23 protein-coding genes and 1 riboswitch are annotated in these 24,096 nt (G+C 37.5%); of the genes, 8 read left to right on the forward strand and 15 right to left on the reverse strand.

Features of this window, described 5'->3' with window-relative positions:
* Nucleotides 1-45 precede the first annotated feature (45 nt).
* Complete coding sequence (gene def / locus ACF3N8_RS10380) at nt 46-597, forward strand: peptide deformylase (RefSeq protein WP_238093664.1); 552 nt, start codon at nt 46-48, stop codon at nt 595-597.
* A gap of 18 nt (nt 598-615) precedes the next feature.
* Here def and ACF3N8_RS10385 read toward each other — a convergent pair whose 3' ends face one another.
* Entirely contained in the window at nt 616-885 is a 270-nt protein-coding gene (locus ACF3N8_RS10385; protein ID WP_009383654.1) for a hypothetical protein, read from the reverse strand.
* 347 nt (nt 886-1,232) lie between these two features.
* On the opposite strand from ACF3N8_RS10385, the gene ACF3N8_RS10390 reads away from it, so the two are divergent.
* A complete protein-coding gene (locus ACF3N8_RS10390; RefSeq protein ID WP_009383655.1) occupies nt 1,233-1,448 on the forward strand; it encodes a DNA-dependent RNA polymerase subunit epsilon in 216 nt (71 codons plus the stop codon).
* On the forward strand, nt 1,448-3,130 hold the full coding sequence (gene rnjA, locus ACF3N8_RS10395; protein ID WP_392449916.1) for a ribonuclease J1: 1,683 nt from the start codon (nt 1,448-1,450) through the stop codon (nt 3,128-3,130). The genes ACF3N8_RS10390 and rnjA overlap by 1 nt, the downstream gene beginning before the upstream one ends.
* 254 nt (nt 3,131-3,384) lie before the next feature.
* On the opposite strand, the gene ACF3N8_RS10400 is transcribed toward rnjA, so the two are convergent.
* On the reverse strand, nt 3,385-4,056 hold the full coding sequence (locus tag ACF3N8_RS10400) for a TrkA family potassium uptake protein (protein WP_238102128.1): 672 nt from the start codon (nt 4,054-4,056) through the stop codon (nt 3,385-3,387).
* 192 nt (nt 4,057-4,248) lie between these two features.
* Between ACF3N8_RS10400 and ACF3N8_RS10405 the strand changes: the two genes are divergently transcribed.
* Nucleotides 4,249-4,479 carry a glutaredoxin family protein gene (locus ACF3N8_RS10405; RefSeq protein WP_009383658.1) on the forward strand — a complete coding sequence of 77 codons (231 nt, stop codon included), beginning with the start codon at nt 4,249-4,251 and terminating at the stop codon, nt 4,477-4,479.
* Between the two features lie 142 nt (nt 4,480-4,621).
* Here ACF3N8_RS10405 and ptsP read toward each other — a convergent pair whose 3' ends face one another.
* From ptsP to auxA, 5 genes are all read right to left on the reverse strand, one after another.
* A complete protein-coding gene (gene ptsP, locus ACF3N8_RS10410; RefSeq protein WP_009383659.1) occupies nt 4,622-6,340 on the reverse strand; it encodes a phosphoenolpyruvate--protein phosphotransferase in 1,719 nt (572 codons plus the stop codon).
* Nucleotides 6,340-6,606, reverse strand: a complete 267-nt coding sequence (locus tag ACF3N8_RS10415) for a phosphocarrier protein HPr (RefSeq protein WP_009383660.1) — start codon at nt 6,604-6,606, stop codon at nt 6,340-6,342. Before ACF3N8_RS10415 ends, ptsP begins: the two co-directional genes overlap by 1 nt.
* Nucleotides 6,607-6,759: 153 nt before the next feature.
* Nucleotides 6,760-7,293 (reverse strand): DUF697 domain-containing protein, encoded by a 534-nt coding sequence (locus ACF3N8_RS10420; protein WP_392449919.1) that lies wholly within the window; start codon nt 7,291-7,293, stop codon nt 6,760-6,762.
* A 63-nt stretch (nt 7,294-7,356) separates the two neighbouring features.
* The gene (locus ACF3N8_RS10425; RefSeq protein WP_392449921.1) at nt 7,357-8,529 is read right to left on the reverse strand and encodes a class I SAM-dependent rRNA methyltransferase; all 1,173 of its coding nucleotides are present in this window, start codon (nt 8,527-8,529) and stop codon (nt 7,357-7,359) included.
* 537 nt (nt 8,530-9,066) lie between these two features.
* Entirely contained in the window at nt 9,067-10,362 is a 1,296-nt protein-coding gene (gene auxA, locus ACF3N8_RS10430) for a lipoteichoic acid stability factor AuxA (protein WP_392449922.1), read from the reverse strand.
* A gap of 146 nt (nt 10,363-10,508) precedes the next feature.
* Here auxA and graF point away from each other — a divergent pair, with 146 nt between their 5' ends.
* The 4 genes from graF to ACF3N8_RS10450 all read left to right on the forward strand — a co-directional run bounded on the left by graF (nt 10,509) and on the right by ACF3N8_RS10450 (nt 13,744).
* Entirely contained in the window at nt 10,509-10,637 is a 129-nt protein-coding gene (gene graF / locus ACF3N8_RS10435) for a glycopeptide resistance-associated protein GraF (protein ID WP_017176605.1), read from the forward strand.
* A 161-nt stretch (nt 10,638-10,798) separates the two neighbouring features.
* Nucleotides 10,799-10,898: riboswitch (TPP riboswitch) on the forward strand.
* 70 nt (nt 10,899-10,968) lie between these two features.
* Entirely contained in the window at nt 10,969-11,544 is a 576-nt protein-coding gene (locus ACF3N8_RS10440; RefSeq protein ID WP_238093671.1) for an ECF transporter S component, read from the forward strand.
* 12 nt (nt 11,545-11,556) lie between these two features.
* Complete coding sequence (locus tag ACF3N8_RS10445) at nt 11,557-12,960, forward strand: ABC transporter ATP-binding protein (protein WP_009383667.1); 1,404 nt, start codon at nt 11,557-11,559, stop codon at nt 12,958-12,960.
* Complete coding sequence (locus ACF3N8_RS10450) at nt 12,953-13,744, forward strand: energy-coupling factor transporter transmembrane protein EcfT (protein WP_017176608.1); 792 nt, start codon at nt 12,953-12,955, stop codon at nt 13,742-13,744. Before ACF3N8_RS10445 ends, ACF3N8_RS10450 begins: the two co-directional genes overlap by 8 nt.
* A 1,479-nt stretch (nt 13,745-15,223) precedes the next feature.
* Here ACF3N8_RS10450 and purD read toward each other — a convergent pair.
* Genes purD through purS form a run of 8 tightly spaced genes read right to left on the reverse strand, consistent with a single transcriptional unit; the run spans nt 15,224 to nt 24,096 of the window.
* Nucleotides 15,224-16,471, reverse strand: coding sequence for a phosphoribosylamine--glycine ligase (purD, locus tag ACF3N8_RS10455; RefSeq protein ID WP_392449925.1), 1,248 nt, complete (start codon nt 16,469-16,471; stop codon nt 15,224-15,226).
* Between the two features lie 18 nt (nt 16,472-16,489).
* Nucleotides 16,490-17,968, reverse strand: a complete 1,479-nt coding sequence (gene purH, locus ACF3N8_RS10460; RefSeq protein WP_392449927.1) for a bifunctional phosphoribosylaminoimidazolecarboxamide formyltransferase/IMP cyclohydrolase — start codon at nt 17,966-17,968, stop codon at nt 16,490-16,492.
* A 13-nt stretch (nt 17,969-17,981) separates the two neighbouring features.
* Entirely contained in the window at nt 17,982-18,548 is a 567-nt protein-coding gene (gene purN / locus ACF3N8_RS10465) for a phosphoribosylglycinamide formyltransferase (RefSeq protein WP_009383671.1), read from the reverse strand.
* A complete protein-coding gene (gene purM / locus ACF3N8_RS10470) occupies nt 18,545-19,579 on the reverse strand; it encodes a phosphoribosylformylglycinamidine cyclo-ligase (protein ID WP_392449929.1) in 1,035 nt (344 codons plus the stop codon). The genes purN and purM overlap by 4 nt, the downstream gene beginning before the upstream one ends.
* Before the next feature lie 6 nt (nt 19,580-19,585).
* Entirely contained in the window at nt 19,586-21,004 is a 1,419-nt protein-coding gene (purF, locus tag ACF3N8_RS10475) for an amidophosphoribosyltransferase (protein ID WP_009383673.1), read from the reverse strand.
* The gene (gene purL, locus ACF3N8_RS10480; protein WP_009383674.1) at nt 20,983-23,172 is read right to left on the reverse strand and encodes a phosphoribosylformylglycinamidine synthase subunit PurL; all 2,190 of its coding nucleotides are present in this window, start codon (nt 23,170-23,172) and stop codon (nt 20,983-20,985) included. The genes purF and purL overlap by 22 nt, the downstream gene beginning before the upstream one ends.
* On the reverse strand, nt 23,165-23,836 hold the full coding sequence (purQ, locus tag ACF3N8_RS10485) for a phosphoribosylformylglycinamidine synthase subunit PurQ (RefSeq protein ID WP_009383676.1): 672 nt from the start codon (nt 23,834-23,836) through the stop codon (nt 23,165-23,167). Before purQ ends, purL begins: the two co-directional genes overlap by 8 nt.
* A complete protein-coding gene (gene purS, locus ACF3N8_RS10490; protein WP_009383677.1) occupies nt 23,836-24,096 on the reverse strand; it encodes a phosphoribosylformylglycinamidine synthase subunit PurS in 261 nt (86 codons plus the stop codon). The genes purQ and purS overlap by 1 nt, the downstream gene beginning before the upstream one ends.

Below are 24,096 nucleotides of genomic sequence, written 5' to 3' on the forward strand. Positions count from 1 at the left end.
TACAGGCAATTTCTGTTATATTTTATATCAAGGAAGGTGTACAACATGTTAACGATGAAAGATATTATTAGGGATGGTCACCCTACACTTAGAGAAGAAGCTCAAGAAGTTAAATTACCTTTAAGTGACGAAGATAAAGAAACGCTTACTAAAATGCGTGAATTCATCTTAAACAGTCAAGATGAAGAGATTGCTAAAAAATATGGTTTACGTTCAGGTGTTGGTTTAGCTGCACCTCAAATCAATGTGTCTAAACAAATGCTAGTCGTTTACATTCCGGATGACGGCAATGGTAGAACACATGATATTCAATTAATTAACCCTAAAATTGTAAGCCATAGTGTCCAGAAAGGTTACCTACCAACTGGTGAAGGTTGTTTAAGCGTGGATGAAGATATTCCAGGTCTTGTTCACCGTAATTATCGAATTAAAGTTAAAGGTTATGACCTTTCAGGTAAGGAAGTTAAACTACGATTACGCGGTTATCCAGCGATCGTCGTACAACACGAAATCGATCACTTAAAAGGTATCATGTTCTACGACCATATTGATAAACAAAATCCACTTACACCACAAAAAGATGCCATTGAAGTTTAATTTCAATGGCATTATTCATTACATAAATTCATCTCGTCGAATGTCATAAGGTATATGCATCGCTTTAATTTCTTCAATTATAAGGTCTATATCTTCGAAATCAATAAATTCAGGATCATGATCATGTCTAATATAATGATGACTTCGATCACTTTGCGTCGCTTCATCATACTTAAAGAACATAATCACTTCATTCTTGCGATAATTAAGTTCAAGACTTTTAAAAATGCGATCCTCTCTCGCTTGCTCCTTCTTAATTTCACCGACAATACGTTTAACATTTGGCATACTAATCACTCCAACCCTGAATAATTTATACGTAGACTAGTTATATTTTATCATATTCTTGCAAAATACCACTTCTTCCCTTTTAAAAGACAAGCTTTAAAATTCAATCATGTGGGTTAAACTGCTTTATTTATTTTTCTAGTTAATGTAAAATAAAAACAAATGAAAAAGTATAGTTAAGTATAGAAGGCTTTTTCAAAAATGAACGGGAATCAAAATATAGTTAATACCCTAGTATATAGTAATACTTATTGAGAAATGATATGTATACGTTCGTTTTCAAAATTTACTATGTATTTTAGGGCTTTTTTGATAGAGATAAACCCAAATTAGGAGGAACAATATAGATGGCAGTATTTAAAGTATTTTATCAACATAATAGAGACGAAGTTGTCGTTCGTGAAAATACACAATCAATTTATGTTGAAGGTGAAACAGAAGAACAAGTTAGACGTTATTTAAAAGATAGAAATTATAACATTGAATTTATCACAAAACTTGAGGGTGCACATTTAGAATATGAGAAAAAGTCTGATCACTTTAAAGTGGAGAATCAACAGTAATGAAACAAATACAACAAAATGAAGTCGGCGTCTATGCTTTAGGCGGACTTGGTGAAGTTGGGAAAAATACGTATGCAGTCGAATACAAAGATGAAATCGTCATCATTGATGCTGGTATTAAATTCCCGGATGATGCTTTACTTGGTATCGACTACGTTATCCCTGATTACACGTATCTAGAGCAAAACCAAGATAAGATTGTTGGTTTATTTATTACACATGGACACGAAGACCATATAGGCGGTGTACCCTACCTACTTAAAAAGATAAATGTTCCTATATATAGTGGTCCATTAGCACTTGGTTTAATTCGTAATAAATTAGAAGAACATCATTTATTACGTACGACAGAATTAAATGAAATTGATGAAGAGACTGTTATCAAGTCTAAGCACTTTGAAATTTCATTCTATTTAACAACGCACAGTATTCCAGAGGCATATGGTGTTGTTGTTGATACACCTGAAGGTAAAATCGTTCATACAGGTGACTTTAAATTCGACTTTACACCAGTTGGTGCGCCTGCGAATATGTCTAAGATGGCTCAACTTGGTGATGAAGGCGTGTTATGTCTATTATCAGACTCAACAAACTCACTTGTACCAGACTTTACATTAAGTGAACGCGAAGTTGGTCAGAACGTAGATAAAATCTTCCGTAAATGTAAAGGACGTATTATCTTTGCGACGTTCGCTTCTAACATTTACCGTGTTCAACAAGCTGTAGAAGCAGCGGTTAAAAATAACCGTAAAATTGTAACTTTCGGACGTTCAATGGAGAACAACATTAAGATTGGTATTGACTTAGGCTATATTAAAGCGCCACCTGAAACGTTCGTTGAAGCAAATAAAATTAATAGCATTCCGAAACACGAATTATTAATTTTATGTACAGGTTCTCAAGGTGAACCTATGGCTGCTTTATCACGTATCGCAAATGGTACGCATAAGCAAATTAAGATCATTCCAGAAGATACGGTTGTATTCAGTTCATCACCTATCCCTGGTAATACGAAGAGTATTAATAAGACAATTAACGCTCTATATCGTGCTGGTGCTGACGTTATCCATAGTAAAATTTCTAATATCCATACATCAGGTCACGGTTCACAAGGCGATCAACAGTTAATGTTACGTCTGATTAGACCGAAATTCTTCTTCCCTATCCATGGTGAGTATCGTATGTTAAAAGCCCATGGCCAAACGGGTGTGGATTGTGGCGTAGACGAAGATAACGTATACATCTTAGATATCGGTGACGTTCTAGCGCTTACCAAAGATTCAGCTCGCGTAGCAGGACGTATTCCATCAGGTAATGTTCTTGTAGATGGTAGCGGTATCGGTGACATTGGTAATGTTGTTATTCGTGACCGTAAGTTATTATCTGAAGAAGGTTTAGTGATTGTTGTAGTAAGCATTGACTTTAATACTAATCGCTTACTTTCAGGTCCAGATTTTATTTCACGTGGTTTCGTTTATATGAGAGAATCTGGTCAACTGATTTTTGATGCTCAAAAACGTATTAAAACTGAAGTTATTTCAAAATTAAACCAAAACGATAACATTCAGTGGCATCAAATTAAGTCTTCAATTATTGAGACATTACAACCATATCTATATGAACAAACTGCACGTAAACCTATGATTTTACCTGTTATTATGAAAGTTAATGAAGATAAATAATATAAGGGTCTAGGACATAATCATACAATTCCCTTAAACAGCATGCTTTCCTGGGGCATAGCCGGAGCCTATAGTCTCCGATCTCATGCTACTCCCCTAGGAGTCAGCTGTTTTGAGAATTGTATGAAATAAAGCTTAAGTGCTCTATTTCACTACTTATGTCCTAGGCTCTTTTTTGCATAAAAAAACTAGGACACTTGAATGAAATTAAGCACGATAGCTTACTTCATAGTTTAGTCCTAGCTTCTCTATATTTATCGTTCAGATGGTCGCACGATTTTCTTTTCAAAACGGTTTAAGTCATTATCATGACCAATCATTATTAGAATATCGGCAAGTTCAATATTAATTTCAGGGTCAGGCGCTACAATGATATCTTTACCACGCTTAACCGCGATGATACTAATACCAAATTGTGCACGAATATCAAGTTCAATAATCGATTTACCAGCCATTTCTTCAGTTGCCTTAATCTCTACAATAGAATGCTCATCGGCAAGTTCAAGGTAATCAAGCACACTGGCACTAGCAACATTATGTGCGATACGACGACCCATATCACGTTCTGGGTGAACAACCGTATCTGCACCAATTTTATTTAAAATTTTAGCATGGTAATCGTTCTGAGCTTTAGCTGTAACTTTCTTCACACCAAGTTCTTTAAGAATCAATGTTGTAAGCGTACTTGCTTGAATATTTTCACCGATTGCTACAATAACGTGATCAAAGTTACGAATACCAAGACTCTTCATAACCGCTTCATCTGTCGTATCAGCTACTACAGCGTGCGTCGCAATATCACTATACTCATTTACACGCGCCTCACTACTATCAATGGCCATAACGTCCATATCTAGCGCGTTTAATTCGCGAACGATACTGCCACCGAAACGTCCTAATCCAATCACTACATATTCTTTTTCCATAATTAGCCTCCACGAATAACTAGATTGCGTTTGAATGTATGTGCATCCAAATAAGCGATGTCTTGTACAAATAATATCATTAATAATATAAGCGATGAAATTAATAAAAGCAAACCATAAATACAAGTTGTTGAAATATGGATTTAAAATATATATGATACTTAAAGTGATAACTTTTAAAGGATGGTTAAGATGAGCGAAATTATTATTTATACACAGGATTCATGTCCACCATGTACGTTTGTTAAGAATTACTTAAAGGATAACGATGTGGCTTTTACAGAAAGAAACATCAAGGAAACGACATATTGTAACGAACTTCTCGAATACGATGCGTTTCAAACACCATTTATTTTAATTGACGGGGAACCTATGTATCAAGTCGATATGGAACGCTTAGAAGCAGTTGTAAATGCGAAGTAGCATGCCCTACTTCTTCAAGATTTGACTTCCCCTACTTCTTGAAAAGCCATTTAGATACACGAAGCAAATTTAAACACTAAAAAGACTCAAAAGGCGTAGATGCTATACATCGCTTCTTTTGAGTCTTAATTATTATATGCAATTATTGCTTCGTATATGATGCTACAAGTGATTGGACCTCTTCCATCGTAGCGACGTTTAAGGCCTTTTCAACAAGTGATTTCATATCAGATTGATTTAACTGTTGAATTAAGTTTCGAGCTTTCAAAATAGATGAAGCACTCATAGAGAACTCATCTAAGCCTAAGCCAAGTAATAATGGAATCGCAGTTTCATCGCCTGCCATTTCACCACACATACCCGTCCATTTACCTTCTTGATGAGACGCGTCAATCACTTGTTTGATTAAACGCAGAATTGAAGGATTGTATGGTTGGTATAGGTATGAAACAGATTCAGACATTCTATCTGCAGCCATTGTGTACTGAATGAGATCGTTCGTACCAATACTAAAGAAGTCAACCTCTTTCGCAAATACGTCAGCTAATGCTGCAGTAGCTGGAATCTCAACCATGATACCGAGTTCAATATCATCTGAAACCTCGTAACCTGATTGAATTAAATCTTCTTTCTCAGCAAGTAACATCGCTTTCGCGTCTCTGAATTCTTGTACAGTTGCAACCATTGGGAACATAATTTTAAGGTTGCCGTAAACTGATGCACGAAGTAGCGCACGTAATTGCGGTTTGAAGATTTCTGGTTGATCTAAACATAGTCGAATCGCACGGTAACCTAAGAAAGGATTCATTTCCTCTTCTAAATCGAGATATGGTAGAGATTTGTCGCCACCGATATCTAACGTTCTCACGACTACAGGCTTACCGTCCATCTCTTCAAGTACTTTCTTATACGCTTCAAATTGTACGTCCTCACTTGGTAACGTATCGTTATCCATATATAAGAATTCTGTACGATATAGACCAATACCTTCAGCGCCATTGTGTTTCACACCTTCTAAGTCATTAGGTGTACCAATGTTTGCGGCTAACTCCACTTTAACGCCATCTTTAGACTTCGTATCTTGGTCTTTAAGTTCACGAAGTGCAGCTTTTTCTTCAAGGTGCGCCGCTTGTAGTGATTGATAGTGCTTAAGTTCGTCATCACTAGGATTAATAATAACGTCACCGTTTAAACCATCGATGATAATCATGTCGCCGTTTTGAACTTCAGAAACGATTGATTTCGTACCTACAACTGCAGGTATTTCTAATGAACGACTCATAATTGCTGAATGTGACGTTCTGCCACCGATGTTCGTAACAAATCCATACACAAAATCTTTGTTTAATTGTGCTGTATCTGAAGGTGTTAAATCATGTGCAATAATAATAGATTCTTCATTAATCATACTTGGATTTGGTAATGAAATACCAAGTAAGTGACCAAGTATACGTTTTGACACGTCTCTAATATCCGCTGCACGTTCTTGCATATAAGCATTGTCCATGGATTCAAATATTTGAATAAACTGCGTAGAAATTTCATTTAAAGCAGTCATCGCACATTTAGATTCATCTTTAATCTTAGCTTCAATAGGTTGGATTAATTCAGGATCTTCTAATACAAGTAAATGTGCATCAAAAATTTGTGCTTTGTCACGGCCTAGTTTCACTTCGGCGTGATCTCGAATTTTAGTTAGTTCTACTTTAGATTGTTCTAAAGCATTATGAAAATGTTTAATTTCTGATTCAGCATCTAATACTTCTTTATCTTCGAAAGATAAATCCGGTTCTACAAGTAAATAGGCTTTTGCAATCGCAATTCCTTCCGAAGCAGCGATACCTGAAATCTTTTTAGACATTACGCAGTAAGTCCTTCTTTAGATAAAATTTCAGTGATTGCTTCAATTGCTTCTTGCTCATCGCTTCCATCTGCGTAAATTGTGATATCTGCATCTTTACCTACACCTAAGCTCATAACACCCATAATTGATTTAAGGTTTACTTTCTTTTCGTTGTATTCTAATTGGATGTCTGAATCGAATTTAGATGCTGTTTGAACAAGCATTGTAGCTGGACGTGCATGAATACCTGTTTCGTCGATAATCGTATATGATTTTTGTTCCATAATGTTCTTTCTCCTTCACTTTTAAAATGACTGAAATTATGATGATATCAGCTTATATTTATAACTAAACTCTACCAAAATCTACCTCTAAATTCAATTTGTTTTATAGTTAACACAACATAATAACATAGAATTTATGTCGATTTTCTTAATTTACATTAAAGATTTTGTTACTTTCTCACATTTTTCAATATGGTCGTTACCAAGTTTCATCATGAAGTAGTAACTTACACCTGCTGAAATCGTTTGACCGATAATTGGGAACCAACGTGTTTGCTTAACAGCCGTACGTTTAGCAACGTCTTTCACTAATAAATTAATTAATGCACCAGATACACGTTTACCAATCACTTGGCTACCTTGAATCGCTGCAGCTGACATAATACGCTCTTTAACATCATCAGAGAATGAGTTAACGTGCTTATGGTCAACACCGTAAATTTTGTTCACGTCTTCTACGATATCTTTCATTAACTTCATATCAACACCAAAGTCTAATCCTGGAATTGGAATCACTGTCGCACCTGAAGAAAGCATTGCTTTTTTATTCACTAAATCTTTAGCACGTTTTCTTCTTTCTTGTAATTCTTGGTCGTTACTTGGCAGAATTTCTTTCTCGTGAATTTCTTCAATATCTAATAAATCGCTACCAATTTTATCTGTAATTTCATTTTTTAAGTTAAACATATGTGTATAACCCCTTTACTTAATATTCGTTATTTTTTCTTACATTTACCCGTTTTAGTGATTTTAATGTAAGAGCGTCACGAAGATAGCTTTAAGATACTTCGATGGTTTGTAATGCGGATTTGTCTTAAAGTCACGTGGTAGCCCCATTACCTCATCAAGTTGATAGTCAATTTCTAATTCATCTAGCGTACCTTTAATCATTTTTTTGAATTGCTTCAATGGAAAAGCACTAGAGTTCGTACATAGCAACATCGTGCCACCTTCGTTTAAAATCGGTAACGCACCTTCTATAAGTGCTGGATAATCTTTAAGCACTGAGAATGTTTTCTTTTTATTACGCGCAAAACTTGGTGGGTCAATGACGATCGTGTCATAAACATGTTGATGACGCGCCGCGTAGTTATAGAAATCGAACGTATCCATAACATAAATATATTGTGATTTAGGATCTATCGCATTCAGGCCAAAATTTTCTTCGGTTAAAGCGCGCGAACGATTTGCTAAATCCACACTTGTTGTTGAAGCTGCGTTTTCAGCTGCAATAACTGAGAAGGCACCTGTATAACTAAATAAGTTTAATACGTGACGATTCTCCGAATATTGATCACGTAACTTTTTACGGACTTCTTTTTGATCTAAGAAGATACCTGTCATTGGTCCATCGTTTAGGTGAACGTTATAATACGTAAAGTTTTCCTCGATGACGATTGGAAACTCTGGCGCTTCACCTTTAACGTATCCACTTTGAATCGCCTCATCCTTAAAGCGTGTTTTTTCATAAATGGATTTATAAGATAGCACTTCATCAATCGCTTTCAAGATTTGATAACGCAGTTTATAAACGCCCTTTGAATACCAAGTTAGGAGTAAGTGACCGTCGTAATTATCAATCGTTAAGCCACCAATACCGTCACCTTCACTGTTGAACAATCTAAATGCGTTTGTGCCTTCCTTTTGGTAAAAGTAATCGCGTTCTTCGATGGCTTCTCGAAGTCGTTTCTCGAAAAAGACTTGATTGATAGGCTCGTCTTCATCGTACGACAATACATAACCTAATCCCTTATGTTCCTCGCCAACATAACACGTCGCAATATATTGGTTTGAGTCCGTTAAAAGTTTAAATAAGTCGCCATCTTTCAATTGATCATGTTTAAAAATATCTGCTTTATCGATTAATGGGTATTGATTCAAATACTTTGTTTCTTTTCCTCTATTTAAAATGGCAGTTTTCATGAATACCAACCTTTCGTTTAGTTACAATACTTCTATTCTAACAAGATTCTTGTTCAACGTCTTTTGAAATTAAAAAGGTCCTGCTCAAATAAAATTGTTAACATTATGTTGATTCCCTAAACAGCATGCTTTCCTAGGGCGTGGCTGGAGCCTGTAGTCTCCAGACTCACGCTGCTCCCTTAGGAGTCAGCTGTTAGGGAATCAAATTGTATCTTTAGCAATCATATTTATTTTAAATTCAAATTGCATTGGTTTAAAGAATGATTGCTTGAAGACTCCCGTGGCACTGTGAGGAAGGGAGATCCAAGCGAAGCTTTAGCTCAAAGCGACGCCACAGGAAGGTCCCTTGCACAGAGGATTGCTTGAGCAATCCAACAAGCTAAGTAAGCAAGGCATAGCGAAAAACAAATCATTCGTCTACGGTATTACCAACCGAATTTGACGTAGAACTAAAAAAGAGACAGGTTTGAAGCTAATGACTTCAACTTACCTGTCCCTCATAATTGGTGGATTGTTATTGATTGTTGTGGCAATCATTTATAATTGTTTTTTATCTTTCAACTGTATAATAAATGTGATAATAACTGGAATTAACATTAATACAAGTATCGGTGTAATGAATATAGATAATAATAAACCATGGAATAAAATCACAAAGAACTCTGTTACGAGCTTAAAGAATAAGACACTAATCATAAAGAGTTGAATTGTCGTATATTTATCTTTTAAGTAATTTGTGAATGTTGTAATGATATAAATTACGATAATAATTAAAAGAATAAATAAACTTACCCATTCATAAACGTATTGTGTTTGAGATAACTTCCACTCACCTGACATAAATAAACCATTACGGTTATTCAGTTCTATTAGTGTAAAGAATAATAGAATTAAGCCACAAAATACTTGAACGTAAGCAGCTTTTAACCATTTCGGTTTACGCATCCAGTTCGGAATATCGTCTTCTTCAAGTTGTACAATATCATTCCATTTTTGAACGAATTGATCTCGCTTAGCACGTATCTTTTCAATATCAATACTGCGTCGAGTATTACGCGTGAATTCAGTCGTACGGTGTTGTAGGTCTTTAATTTGCGCTTTAGTTTGCGTCGTAAAGCTTCTCTTTTCAGAGCGGTTGTAACCATCACCTCGTAACTCTGATTCAGTCACGGGTAACGCACGTCTTAGGAATAAGAAGTTCCAAATCGCCATTTGGCCAAGTAACCATAAGATGACGAAGAACGAATTAATACTCAACACATCAATCGGCGCGATTTCCTTTCCATCGATTCGAGCATATAAAGCAAGTTGCGTGATGAAATAACTAATCCCATATGAAAAGATAATCCAAAGGTAGTGTTCCTTTCGATGGTTCGGGTTGAGCTCATCTTTATACGCAATATAACCAATATGTACAACAAATGGAATAATAAATATAATCGCAAAGAAACTATAAACTTGCGTCATTAAGATAATTGTTAATAAGAAAAAGATAATCCCTAAAACGAGATAAAAGATAGATATATCATAATCATAACGTGTAGTTTTAGATAATGTTCTCGCAATAAATACGAGTAAGATACCAAATAATAATATAATAATGCCACTTACTATAGGAAATCCACCTATAAATCGACTTAATACTTTAATTACTTCACTAAAGAATGCCATAATGAAGTCCCATAAATTATCAATGTCCATTTCAACTTTTTGATCTTTTTTTAATTTATGAATAAGTGGTACATTAACAAAAATTATAAGACTAAATAATATGGCTAAAGCACCAGTGATATAACTAAAGATTACTTCGGCATGCTTTTTCAAAAAAGACATACTATTCACCTCACAGTTATTATATATGAACGTTTATCAATTGTCTTTAATTATTCACAAATTCGGTCTGAAGTATGAAACATGTTTATACATTAATTAAATCGGTAAATATATACCCATAACCCACTATAAAAGAGGTGCATATTATGTCTGAAAAAGATATTAAGAAAGATGCAGAAAAAGCTAAAGAAAAAGAAGAAGAATTAAAGCAAGATAAAGAGAACGCTTCAGGCGACGATAAAACTGAAGGCGACATTCAAGATACATTTGAATAAGTAAGTGATTCCAGTTTCTAACTTTTAGGAAACTGGAATTTTTTATATTGAATTTAAATTATTTGAAAGCATCATTCATATTATTTATAATTTAGAGTTTTATGTGCCATTAAGTATTGACAATACTTGGTTTTCGGATTACATTTACATTAATCACATAATTAACGCACTAGGGGTGTGTAAACTGAGATGAGGCTTGTCCTCAAACCCTTTGAACCTGATCTAGTTGATACTAGCGTAGGAAAGTGTGCTTACATACCTATGTCTAAGCATGCCTTTTAATTGTTATCAATTAGTTAAGGTGTGCGTTTTTTATTATAGGAGGGAAATTATGAAAAAGGGATTAAAGCTTTCTGATATTCTAGTTACGATTATCATCGCTGTAATATTTGCTATTATTTACAATCTTTGGTGGATGGTATACGAAGTGAGCAAAGTAACTGGGCTACATATTGAAGAGTTAACTTATGGTGTATGGTTTATGGCTGCCGTTGTTGCTTATCTCATTATTCCAAAGCCTGGTATCGCTTTACTAGCGGAATTCGCAGCTGGTGCAGGTGAAACAATTGTAATGGGTAAATTTGATATCGCGACATTAGTCGTTGCCTTTTTACAAGGTTTAGCGAGTGAAATCGTATTCGCGTTATTCAAATATAGCTCACGCACAGTTATGGTTTCTATCTTAGCTGGTGTTGCAGCTGCACTCATAAATTTACCGGTTGATTTCTTCTATGGTTACCTTGCGGAAGTTAAATCATGGAACTGGATTTTATTAATCGGTTTCCGTTTAATTAGTGGTGCTTTAGTTGCTGGTTTATTATCATGGTTACTTGTTAAGTTACTTGATGAAACTGGCGTTACGAAACTATTCCGCCCTGCTTCACAAAAAGATTACGACTCACTTTAAGGAGAATGCATTATGCTAAAAGCATCAAATTTAAGATTAAAATACCCTAGTGGTTCTTACAAAATATTTGATGGCCTTAATGTTGAAATTAAAGATAAAGAGAAAGTACTTTTGCTTGGTCCTTCGGGATCAGGTAAAAGTACTTTACTTAATCTATTAAGTGGCATTGTGCCTGAATTAATTGAACTTCCTTTGAAGTATGATGAATTGATTCAAGATAAAGATAGTGCAGTAATATTTCAAGATCCAGATAGTCAATTCTGTATGCCTAAAGTGTATGAGGAATTGGCTTTTATTTTGGAAAATCAGCGCGTACCCAAAGCTGAAATGAAACCACGTATTCAAGAAGCGCTACAATCTGTTAACTTAGATGTCGACGAAAAGACGAATATCAACCAACTAAGTGGTGGTATGAAACAAAAGCTTGCGATTGTTGGCGCCCTTTTACAGAATGCGAATACATGGTTCTTTGATGAACCAACTGCAATGTTAGATATCAATGCAACTGAACAACTTTGGTCTCAAATTATAGAGTTATGGCACGATAAAACCGTGTTAATTGTTGAACATAAGGTTGAACACATTTGGCAACACGTAGACCGAGTTATTTTGATGAATGAAAATGGTGAAATCATAAAAGATGATACGCCAATGAATATTATTCAGAATCATGAGGCTTTATTAAGTGAATATGGGGTGTGGCACCCTAAAGCATGGGCTAATGCGCCAGAACCACGTTTAAATGCACTTTCGCGTCAAGATACTTATTTTCATTTTCAAAAAGGAGCGGTAAAACGAGGCAAAAAGGCTTTGTACCAAGTTGACGATTTACAGATCGGACTTGGTGATTGGATTACATTAACTGGCCCTAATGGTTCGGGTAAGACGACATTGTTTGAGTCGATGATGCAATTGATTCCGTATAAAGGGAAGATGACTTACCACGGTAAAACGCTGCGTAAAGTGCGTGATGCGGCGAAAAATATCTATCTCGTTTATCAGAATCCTGAACTGCAATTTATTCAAAATAGTGTTTATAAGGAGATTTATATTAACTTTCAATATCAAAATCCTGAAAAAGCCCATGAAAAAACCAAGGAAATGATCCAATTACTACGTTTACAACATGTTGAATCACAACACCCTTTCGAACTTTCAATGGGTCAAAAGCGACGTTTAAGTGTGGCTACTGCTTTAAGTACGAATGCGGATATTATCTTGCTGGATGAACCAACGTTCGGACTTGATAGTCATAATACATTTCAACTGATTGATTTATTCCAGTCTCGCGTTGAAAATGGCCAAACGATTATGATGATTACGCATGACCCGCATATTATTGATCGTTATCCGACGAGACGATTTGAGATTCAGGATGGAAAATTGGTTGAAGAAGTAGGTGATATCAATGGTTGAGATGTGGAAACGTTATGAAACTTTCGTTGATCATGTAAATATCGTTACGAAATTATTGATTGGTATTATCCTCTTTTTCTTCATTATATTCGTGCATAACTTCGACGTAATGCTCTACCTCGCGCTAGTGATGTTTATCTATTTGATGATCTTTAATGGTTCTAAGTTGAAGGTCGTGCTATTGGTCACGAGTATCGGCGTGATATTTAGTTTAATTTCGTCATTATTTATGATCTTCTATGGTGAAGGGTCTCATACGTTATTTAAGTTCGGAATCATTCATATTACGACCGAAAGTTTATTCAGAGGCTTACATTTATCATTACGTACGATGACAATGACTTTCTACGGCGTGGTTATCGCCTTTACATCGCAAATCGTCATGGTCTTCTACAGTCTCATGCAGAATTTAAAGCTGAAGCCGAAGTTCGCTTATGCGTTTATGGCCGCGATTCGTATGGTTCCGCTAATGATTGAATCGCTCGGTCAACTCCGTAATGCCTTGAAGATGCGTTACCAAATCATTAGTCGTTCGAATTACAAAGGCTTGAATTATTTGAAACATTTAGTTATTCCTTTGTTGAGTCAAAATATTCGAAAAGCCCATCGACTGTCCGTCGCGATGGAGAAAAAAGGATTTAAAGACGGTCCGCGTACTTATTACTATCATGCGCCGTTAAGCTATCGCGACGTATTATTTGTTATTATGCTTATTTTAATCGTAAGCTTAGCATTCGTTCTAGCTCATATGTTCCCTATTACGGGTATTATGGACGTTCGATAAATTAGAAAAACACGGGTACACATTTAGGTGTGTATCCGTGTTTTATTATGTTCCGAGACTGGGTTAAATTGTGGTGCTGAAGGGTTAGTTGGGTTGGCTATAGTGGTAGCGTCGGTTTCGATTGCTCATTCCGACGTTATTAGGCTTTTGCGTCGGTTTCGGTCGACCATTCCGACGTTATTTGGATTTAAAGTCGGTTTCAGTCGACCATTCCGACGTTATTTGAATTTAGCGTCGGTTTCAGTTGCTCATTCCGACGCTATTTCGATTTAGCATCGGTTTCGGTTGCCCATTCCGACGCTATTTGGATTTAACGTCGGTTTCGATTTACCATTCCGACGCTATCCGGTTTTTGCGTCGGTTTCGGTTGCCCATTCCGACGCTATTCGGCAATACTTAGATTAACACTCAAAGTAATTCGTTCACTTTTACCTACTTGTTGATTTATGACTAGTTGTTAACACCGCTCTTAGCAACTTGTGGTTTCTTCACTAGTTGGCAACGGCTCTCTTAACAACTTGTCGCTTCCTCACTAGTTGGCAACGGCTCGCTTAGCAACTTGTCACTCCCTCACTAGTTGGCAACGGCTCGCTTAGCGACTTTTCGCAAAACTACAAGTTGAATCACATATTTACTAACTTATATTACAAGACTTATATAAAAATAATTAATTAAAGCCATGTCGCGACCTCACTTGGCTACTTATCCGCTAGAGCCATGTCGTACTTCCACTTGGCTACTTATCCGCTAGAGCCTTGTCGTACATCCATTTGGCTACTAATCCTTTATAACAGCCATGTCATATCTCCACTTGGCTACTAATCCATTATAAGATCCATGTCACATCTCCACTTGGCTACTAATCCTTTATAACAGCCATGTCATATCTCCACTTGGCTACTAATCCTTTATAACAGCCATGTCATATCTCCACTTGGCTACTAATTCATTATAAGAGCCATGTCACATCTCCACTTGGCTACTAATCCGCTTTTAGAGCCATGTTGCGACCTCACTTGGCTACTAATTCACTATAAGAGCCATGTCGTACATCCACTTGGCTCTTATTCCTATTTAACAGCCATGTCACGTCTCCACTTGGCTACTAATCCATCGTAAGAGCCATGTCGCGACCTCACTTGGCTGCAACAAATCAACTACCTACACTTCAACCACATATGTATACCTCCTCTACCGCTTTTAATCCCTATTTCACTAAACACACAAATGCTCTATCGAACACCACCATTATTCCTGAATCACCATTTTTGCTAACACCCCTTCCCCTTAATCCACCCAACACCACCTATCCTCTAACAACTCAAAAAGTCCTACGAGCACAATACCCGTAGGACTCACCTAACCTATATATCGATCATCACGTTCAGCCACAAACTGAACCTCGACTCAAACTGAACCTCGCCATAACCTAAATCTCGACACAAACTTACACCAAACACTCTATCTCAAAAACACAACTTATCCGTTTCTTAAAGCTTTATCACTAATATCTTTACGATAGAATAAGCCGTCGCTCTTAATCTTCTCTACATTGTCATAGGCTTTTGCTTTAGCTTCTTTAATATCAGAACCTTCACCAAGCGCTAAGATAACGCGGCCGCCTGATGTTACATAGTCGTCGCCGTCTTTCTTAAGCCCGCTTACGAAGAAATCTGAATTATCTTCGAAACCACTCACTTTAACGCCTTTTTCATAAGCGCCAGGATAACCTTTAGAAGCAAGCATCACACCTACTACAGAAGCATCTTTCCATTCCATATCAATCGGCGCTTTAGCTTCTAAGTCTAAAATGTGTTGCATCAGATCACTGTCCATGCGCTTTAACAACACTTGTGCTTCAGGGTCACCGAAACGCGCGTTGAACTCAATCACTTTCGGACCTTCAGCAGTCAGTATCGCACCGATGTATAATAAACCAAAGTAGTCATAACCTTCAGCTTGCATGGCTTTTGCGATAGGTTGCGCAATCTTATCATTCGTTTCGCGAAGCACCTCGTCTTTAATGTGAGGAACCGGGCAGTAAGCACCCATGCCACCAGTATTCGGACCTTCGTCATTATCAAACGCACACTTGTGATCTTGCGCGATACAACTAAACGGAACCGCATAATCACCGTTTACAAACGTCATTAAAGAGAATTCTTCTCCTTCTAAAAAGGCCTCGAACACTACTTTGCTGTCTTCACGTTCTTGATACATCGCTTCAACCGCTTCAACTGCCTCATCGCGCGTATTCGCAATAATAACACCTTTACCTGCAGCTAAACCATCTTTCTTAAGCACAACAGGTACATCGCAATCACGCACATAAGCCATTGCATCAGCCTTATTATCGATTTCCTTATAATCTGCAGTCGGAATATCGTACTTCTCCATAATACGTTTCGCAAATGACTTCGAACCTTCAATTTGCGCTGCAGCTTTATTCGGACCAAACACCTTAATGCCTGCTTCACGTAACGTGTCCGCTAACCCTTCAGTTAAAGGTTGTTCAGGTCCAATAACGACCCATTCTACTTCATGGTCTTTTACGAAGTTTAAAATACCCTCATGATCATCTTCTTTAATATCAGAAATACTTGTTGCAACGTTGTTCATCGCTTCAGAACCTGGAATCGCGTAAACAGTATCTACAAGTTCTGAGTCGTTCAATTTATAACTAAGTGCGTGCTCACGACCACCTGCACCAATAACGAGTACTTTCATGTTCTTATACCTCCAATATTAATGTTTGAAATGTCTCATGCCAGTCGTAACCATAGCGATACCATGTTTATTCGCCATGTCGATTGAATCTTGGTCCTTAATTGAACCACCTGGTTGAATGATCGCCTTAACGCCTGCTTTAGCGGCAGTTTCAACTGTATCATCCATTGGGAAAAAGCCATCCGAAGCTAAAATCACGTTATCGTTCATTTCAATTGCACGCGCAATCGCGATTTCAGCAGAGCCTACACGGTTCATTTGACCTGCACCAACACCTACTGTTTGCTTGTCATTACTTAAGACAATCGCATTACTCTTCACAGCACTTACGACTTTCCAACCAAGTAATAACGCATCCCATTGCGCTTCAGTTGGTTCTGCATCCGTAACAACTTTCATCTCTTCACGTGGTACATCAAAGTTGTCCTTATCTTGAACTAAGTAACCACCTGATACAGAAACAAACTCAGTTTCATCCGTATCTTGCGCCATATCGACTTCAAGTAAGCGAATATTTTTCTTCTGCGTTAACACATCAATTGCGTCCGCTTCAAACTCAGGCGCAATGACAACTTCTAAGAAGATACTGTATAGTTCTTCAGCAAGGGCTTTATTAACTGGGCGGTTTAACGCAACAATTCCACCGAAAATTGATTGAGAATCCGCTTCATACGCATGTTGATATGCTTCATTAATTGTTTCACCAACACCTACGCCACAAGGATTCATATGCTTCACAGCAACACTTGAAGGTTGTTCAAACTTCTTAACAAGCGATAAAGCAGCGTCCGCATCTTTAATATTGTTGAAGCTTAACTGTTTACCATGAAGTTGTTTCGCACCCGCAATGGTATTCTTCGCATCAGTCGTACGAATAAATTCAGCTTGCTGTTGTGGATTCTCACCATAGCGTAACGTTTCTTTACTATCATTAAAGAATTCAACAATCGCATTATCATAATCATTCGTATGCTTAAATACTTTAATCATTAATGATTTACGGAATGCTTCATCTAACGCATCTGATTTAATTTTTTCAATCACTGTATCGTAATCCGCTGGGTCTACAATCGTCGTCACATGCTTAAAGTTCTTCGCCGCAGCACGTAACATTGTAGGACCACCGATATCGATGTTCTCAATCGCATCCATTTCAGTTACATCAGGATTTTTAACCGTTTCTTTAAAAGGATACAAGTTAACGATAACCATATCGATCAGTTCAATATTTTGTTCCTTTAACTGATCTAAATGCGCTGACTTATCACGGTCAGCTAAGATACCACCATGTACACCAGGGTGTAACGTTTTAACGCGGCCATCCATAATCTCTTCAAATTGCGTTAAATCAGAAACTGACTTCACGTCCACATTACCGTCTTCTAACGCCTTTTTCGTACCGCCAGTTGAATATAATTGGTAACCTAACGCTACTAATTCTTTAGCAAATTCTACAATTCCAGTTTTATCAGATACACTTAAAATAGCATTTTTCATGAATAAAGACTCCTTATTGAATAATGGATTTGATGACTTTTGGATAAAGTTCGTATTCGATAGCTTTAATTTTAGATTCTAAAGATGCCTTCGTTTCGCCATCTTCAATCTCACATGACATTTGTTCAATGATTTCTCCCGTGTCCATACCACTATCTACATAATGTACAGTCGAACCGCTCTTAGTGTCGCCGCTTTCTAACGCTTGTCCAATCGCGTCTTTCCCTTTGTGTTTCGGTAATAATGAAGGATGAATATTCAGCATACGCCCTTCATACGCATCAAGTAGCGTTGTGCCAATTAAGCGCATGTAGCCTGCTAGTACAACCCACTCAACACCTTCTTCTTTTAAATAAGAAAGAATTTCAGCTTCATAAGCTTCCTTAGATTCAAATGATTTCGGTAATACAACATGTATAGGGACATCAAACTTTCGTGCGCGCTCAATCGCATACGCATCCTTCTTATCGACAACTAACGAAGTCACTTCAATATTGGATAACGTACCGTCATTCACACGCGCCATGATGTTTTCAAAGTTACTGCCTGAACCTGAAGCGAAGATAGCTACTTTAATCACGCTTTAACCCCCGTTAACTCAATTGGCGTCTCGCTCTCTACAACTTCACCAATATGATACGCATTCACATTTTCCTCATTTAAAAGCCCTATCGTTTTATCAACGTCTTTAGCATCAACAATTACCGTAAAGCCGATACCCATATTAAAGATGTTATACATCTCATCCGTATCAATATCGCCAACCTGTTGAAGCCAATTAAAGATTTCAGGCGTCTCAAATGTAGATACATCTACTTTCGCACCTAAACCTTCAGGTAACGCACGCGGAATATTTTCATAGAAGCCACCGCCAGTAATATGCGTCATCGCATGGATCGCAACACTTTCTTTAAGCTTAAGAATTGGTTTAACGTATAAACGTGTCGGTTGTAATAACACGTCTAAGTAAGATTTATCATCAACGAACGTATCGTTAACATCGACCTTAGATTGTTCAACAAGCTTACGCACTAAGCTGTAACCATTAGAGTGAATACCATCTGATTCAAGACCAATAATCGCATCACCTGGTTTCACTTTAGTACCGTCGATATACTCAGACTTTTCAATAGCACCCACGGCGAAACCTGCAATATCATATTCACCTTCATGGTACATTTCTCCCATTTCAGCCGTTTCACCGCCGATTAAAGCAGTATTCGTTTCCTCACAACCATCACTTACACCTTTAACGATTTGTTCAACAATCTCAGGTACAACTTTGTTCGTTGCAATGTAGTCTAGGAAATATAGAGGTTCAGCACCAGTTGTTAGGATGTCATTCACACACATAGCAACCGCATCAATACCGATTGTGTCATGTTTATCGTGGTCAATCGCAAGTTTTAATTTCGTACCAACACCATCAGTACCTGATACAAGCACAGGTTCTTTAAGGTTTAATTGAGATAAATCAAATGTCGCACCAAAGCCACCTAATCCACCAAGTACTTCTTTACGCATCGTACGTTCCACGTGACTAGACATACGTTCAACTGCTTCATAACCAGCATGAATATCTACACCGGCTTTTTTATAAGATTCTGCCATGTCGTGTTACACTCCTCTTCTTTTAAGCTCTTTTGCTTCAGGTAATTGATGATCCACAATTTCAATTGGATAGTTACCCGTAAAGCATGCATTACATTCACCCTTAGAGTCGAATGCTTCAAACACTTTATGCATACCTTCGACAGATAAATACGTTAACGAATCTGCACCAATCATTTTTTCAATATCTTTAACTTCATATTGCGCTGCCATAAGTTCAGCATGCGTCGAAACGTCGATACCGTAATAACAAGGATTCTTCAGAGGTGGTGATGAAATACCCATGTGTACCTTACGCGCACCCGCTGATTTCAACGCCTTCACGATATATTTACTTGTCGTACCACGCACGATAGAGTCATCAATCACGACAACTTTTTTACCTTCAATCACGTCACGAATTGGCGAATGCTTCATACGCACCTGACGTTCACGAACAGATTGGTCTGGTGTGATAAACGTACGTCCAATATATCGATTCTTCAAAAGCCCTTGCTCATTCGGTATGCCGGACTCTTCAGAGTATCCTTTCGCTGCTTGTAATGATGAATCAGGTACACCGATTACAATATCAGCATCGACACCCATTTCACGTGCAAGTTCACGACCTAACGCTTTACGCACATTATAAATGGAGTGTTTATAAAATTCTGAATCAGGTCTTGCAAAGTAAACGTATTCCATTGAACACATACGGTGATCAATTTCATTCGTATACGTGTCAAAATCTACACCGTCATCATTAAACGTAATTAATTCACCAGGTTCAATATCACGAATATATTCAGCACCAATCGCAGTAAACGCGCACGTTTCACTAGCGACACAATACGCACCGTCAACTTTACCTAACATTAAAGGACGTACCCCGCGACTATCACGTGTCACAGTAAGTTGGTTATCATTTAAAATAACGCAACTGAACGCACCTTTAACTTGGTTTAAAGCTGCTTTTTGATTCGTTTTAATACTAGGTGATTTACCTTTAATTAAGAGATGTGCGAGTACTTCAGAGTCACTCGTCGTTTGGAAGATACCGCCTTGTGACTCAATCGCACGTCTAATTTGTTTAGCATTAGTTAAGTTACCGTTATGTGCTAGACCTAAGTCGCCTTTAGAGTGTTTAAATAGGAATGGTTGTACATTAGAAATTTCGCTTGCACCAGTCGTCGCATAGCGCACATGACCGATCGCATTTTGATAACCTTGTAAAGATTCTAATTGTACATCTGAAATCGCTTCTGTAAGTAGCCCCATGCCTCGGGCGCCGAAAAGTTGTTCACCATTTGAACAAACAATTCCAGCACCTTCTTGGCCACGATGTTGTAAGCTGTGTAACGCCATATACGTTAATGTTGCTGCATGAGGATGATTCCAAATTCCAAAGACACCACATTCTTCATTTAGTCCGCGGATGTCATGCATGCTTGAATGGCTCCTTCCCACATTTGTTTAATATCTGAAGTCGCATAACGAACTGAAGCATCTTTTGCTTCTACATTGAAAGCATCTTGGTCTGTTAAAGTACCAATTTCAATAGCATCATCGATATCTAATGTTTCGTTTTCTCTAACTGCAATTACGTAACGACCTTGTGTTTCACTGAATAATTGCGCATTTGTTAAGTCTAATTGCGCATCTAAACCAATGTTGAAGTAAGCACTAATACGTGCAAGTGTGATTAATAAACCACCTTTACCTACTGTTTGTACGTGAGAGGCTTTTCCTGAACGAACCGCATCGCGAATCGTTTCACCGTGCTTAATTTCAGTTGAAAGATCAACAGGTTGTAACTCATGATTCACGTCTTTATAAAGTAATTTCTCGATTTGACTACCACCGTAATCGTCGTTAGTGTCACCAACAAGATATAATTTGTCACCTTTCTCAGGCTTGAAGTTCTCTAAGAATGAAACGTCTTCGATTAAACCAACCATACCTACTACTGGCGTTGGGAAGATAGACGTTGTACGTGTCTCGTTGTATAGCGAAACGTTACCAGAAACTACAGGTGTTTCAAGTGCCTTACAAGCTTCTGACATACCTTTCGTTGAATCTGTTAATTGTTGGTAAATCTCTTTCTTCTCAGGTGAACCGTAGTTTAAGCAGTCAGTCATTGCTAATGGTTTCGCACCTACAGAAATGAGGTTACGATACGCTTCAGCTACAACCATCTTACCGCCTTCGTAAGGGTCGTTATAAACATAGCGTGCTTCACCATCAATTGTGGAAGCGATTGCTTTATTCGTACCTTCAACACGTACGACAGAAGCAGAAAGACCTGGCTTCAAGATTGTATTCGCACCAACTTGTTGGTCATATTGTTCGTATAAGTAATGTTTAGAAGCAATTGTTGGATGTGTTAATAAGCGTTTGAAGACATCATCAACATCTACATTTGAATAATCATTTAAAGGTGCATCATGTTCCTTCTTCTCACCCTCTAAAATATATTCAGGTGCTTCGTCAGCTAAAGGACCTACAGGAATGTCAGCGTATACATCGTCTTCATACGTTAAAACGAAGCGATCTGTATCTGTAACTTCACCGATTACTGCTGTATCAAGTTCATGCTTTTCGAATAGGTCTAAGAATTTCTGCTCAGTACCCTTTTCAACAACGAGTAACATACGTTCTTGTGTTTCAGATAACATCATTTCGTAAGGCGAAATGCCCGCTTCACGTGTTGGTACCTTTTCAAGTTGTAAGTGGATACCGCTACCACCTTTAGCTGCCATTTCAGATGATGAAGATGTTAAACCAGCAGCACCCATATCTTGAATACCTACTAATTCATCATACGTAATTGCTTCAAGCGTCGCTTCCATTAACTTCTTACCAACGAATGGGTCACCAATTTGAACAGATGGACGTTTACTTTCACTTTCTTCACTTAACTCTTCAGAAGCGAACGTCGCACCGTGAATACCGTCACGACCAGTTTTAAGACCTACATAGATCACAGAGTTACCTGCACCTTTCGCTGTACCTTTTTGAACCATGTCATGATCGATAATACCGACACACATTGCGTTAACAAGTGGATTACCTTCATAACGTTCATCAAACTCGATTTCACCAGCTGTAGTTGGGATACCGATACAGTTACCATAACCGCCGATACCTGCTACAACGCCGCGTAATAAACGTTTGTTATTATTATTCGTTAACTCACCGAAACGTAAGCTGTTAAGTAAGTTTATCGGACGTGCACCAATCGATACGATGTCACGGATAATACCGCCGACACCTGTTGCTGCACCTTGGTATGGTTCGATAGCTGAAGGATGGTTATGTGATTCAACTTTAAATACAACTGCTTGATTATCACCGATATCAACAACACCTGCACCTTCACCAGGTCCCATTAATACATGTTCGCCAGATGTAGGGAATTGTTTTAAGAATGGTTTAGAGTGTTTGTAAGAACAATGTTCACTCCACATTACTGAGAAGATACCAATTTCAGTAAAGTTTGGTTCGCGACCTAAAATATCACAAACTTTGTCATATTCAGCGTCTTTTAATCCCATATCTTTATATAACTTTTGTGACTTAATCTCTTCTACACTCGGTTCTATAAATTTAGACATGTTGTTCCCTCCAACTATTTACCATTGATTCGAATAACTTCACGCCACTATCCGTACCAAGTAACGTTTCTAAAGCACGTTCAGGGTGTGGCATCATACCGCATACATTACCAGCTTCGTTCACAATACCAGCGATATCATCATGTGAACCGTTCGGATTATCAATATACTTTAGAATAATTTGATTGTTCGCTTCTAAAGCATCATACATGTCATCTGTACAATAATAATGACCTTCACCATGCGCTACAGGATAAACAACCGTTTCATCCTTTTCATAAAGGTTCGTAAATTTCGTCTCATTATTTACAACCTTTAATTGTTCATTACGACTTACGAATAAATGTGAATCATTATGAAGTAATGCACCTGGTAATAAACCAATTTCAGTTAAGATTTGGAAACCATTACAAACACCTAATACCGGCTTCCCTTCTTCAGCTAAACGTTTCACTTCTTTAATAACTGGTGCTACACTCGCCATTGCGCCTGAGCGTAGGTAATCTCCAAATGAAAAGCCACCAGGAATTAATACGCCATCAAAGCCTTCTAATGATGATGTACGATAATCTACATATTCCGCTTCTACACCTGATTTAATCGCTGCATTATACATATCTCTATCGCAGTTTGAACCAGGGAATACAAGGACTGCAAATTTCATTATGCATTCTCCTTTTCATCCAAAACTTTATAACTGTACTCTTCAATAACAGTGTTAGCGAATAACTTCTCACTTAAAGTAGTTACAACTTCGTCAACTTTTTCATCTGTCGCTTCATCAACTGTCATATAAAGGACCTTTCCTACACGAATATCATTCACTTGCTTATAACCTAAATCATGCACGGCTCTATTTAATGCTTGCCCTTGTGTATCAAGTACTTGTGGTTGTAAAGTAATGTGTAATTCAATCGTTTTCAT

This window comes from Staphylococcus massiliensis (assembly GCF_043186315.1).
Taxonomy (GTDB): Bacteria; Bacillota; Bacilli; order Staphylococcales; family Staphylococcaceae; genus Staphylococcus; species Staphylococcus massiliensis.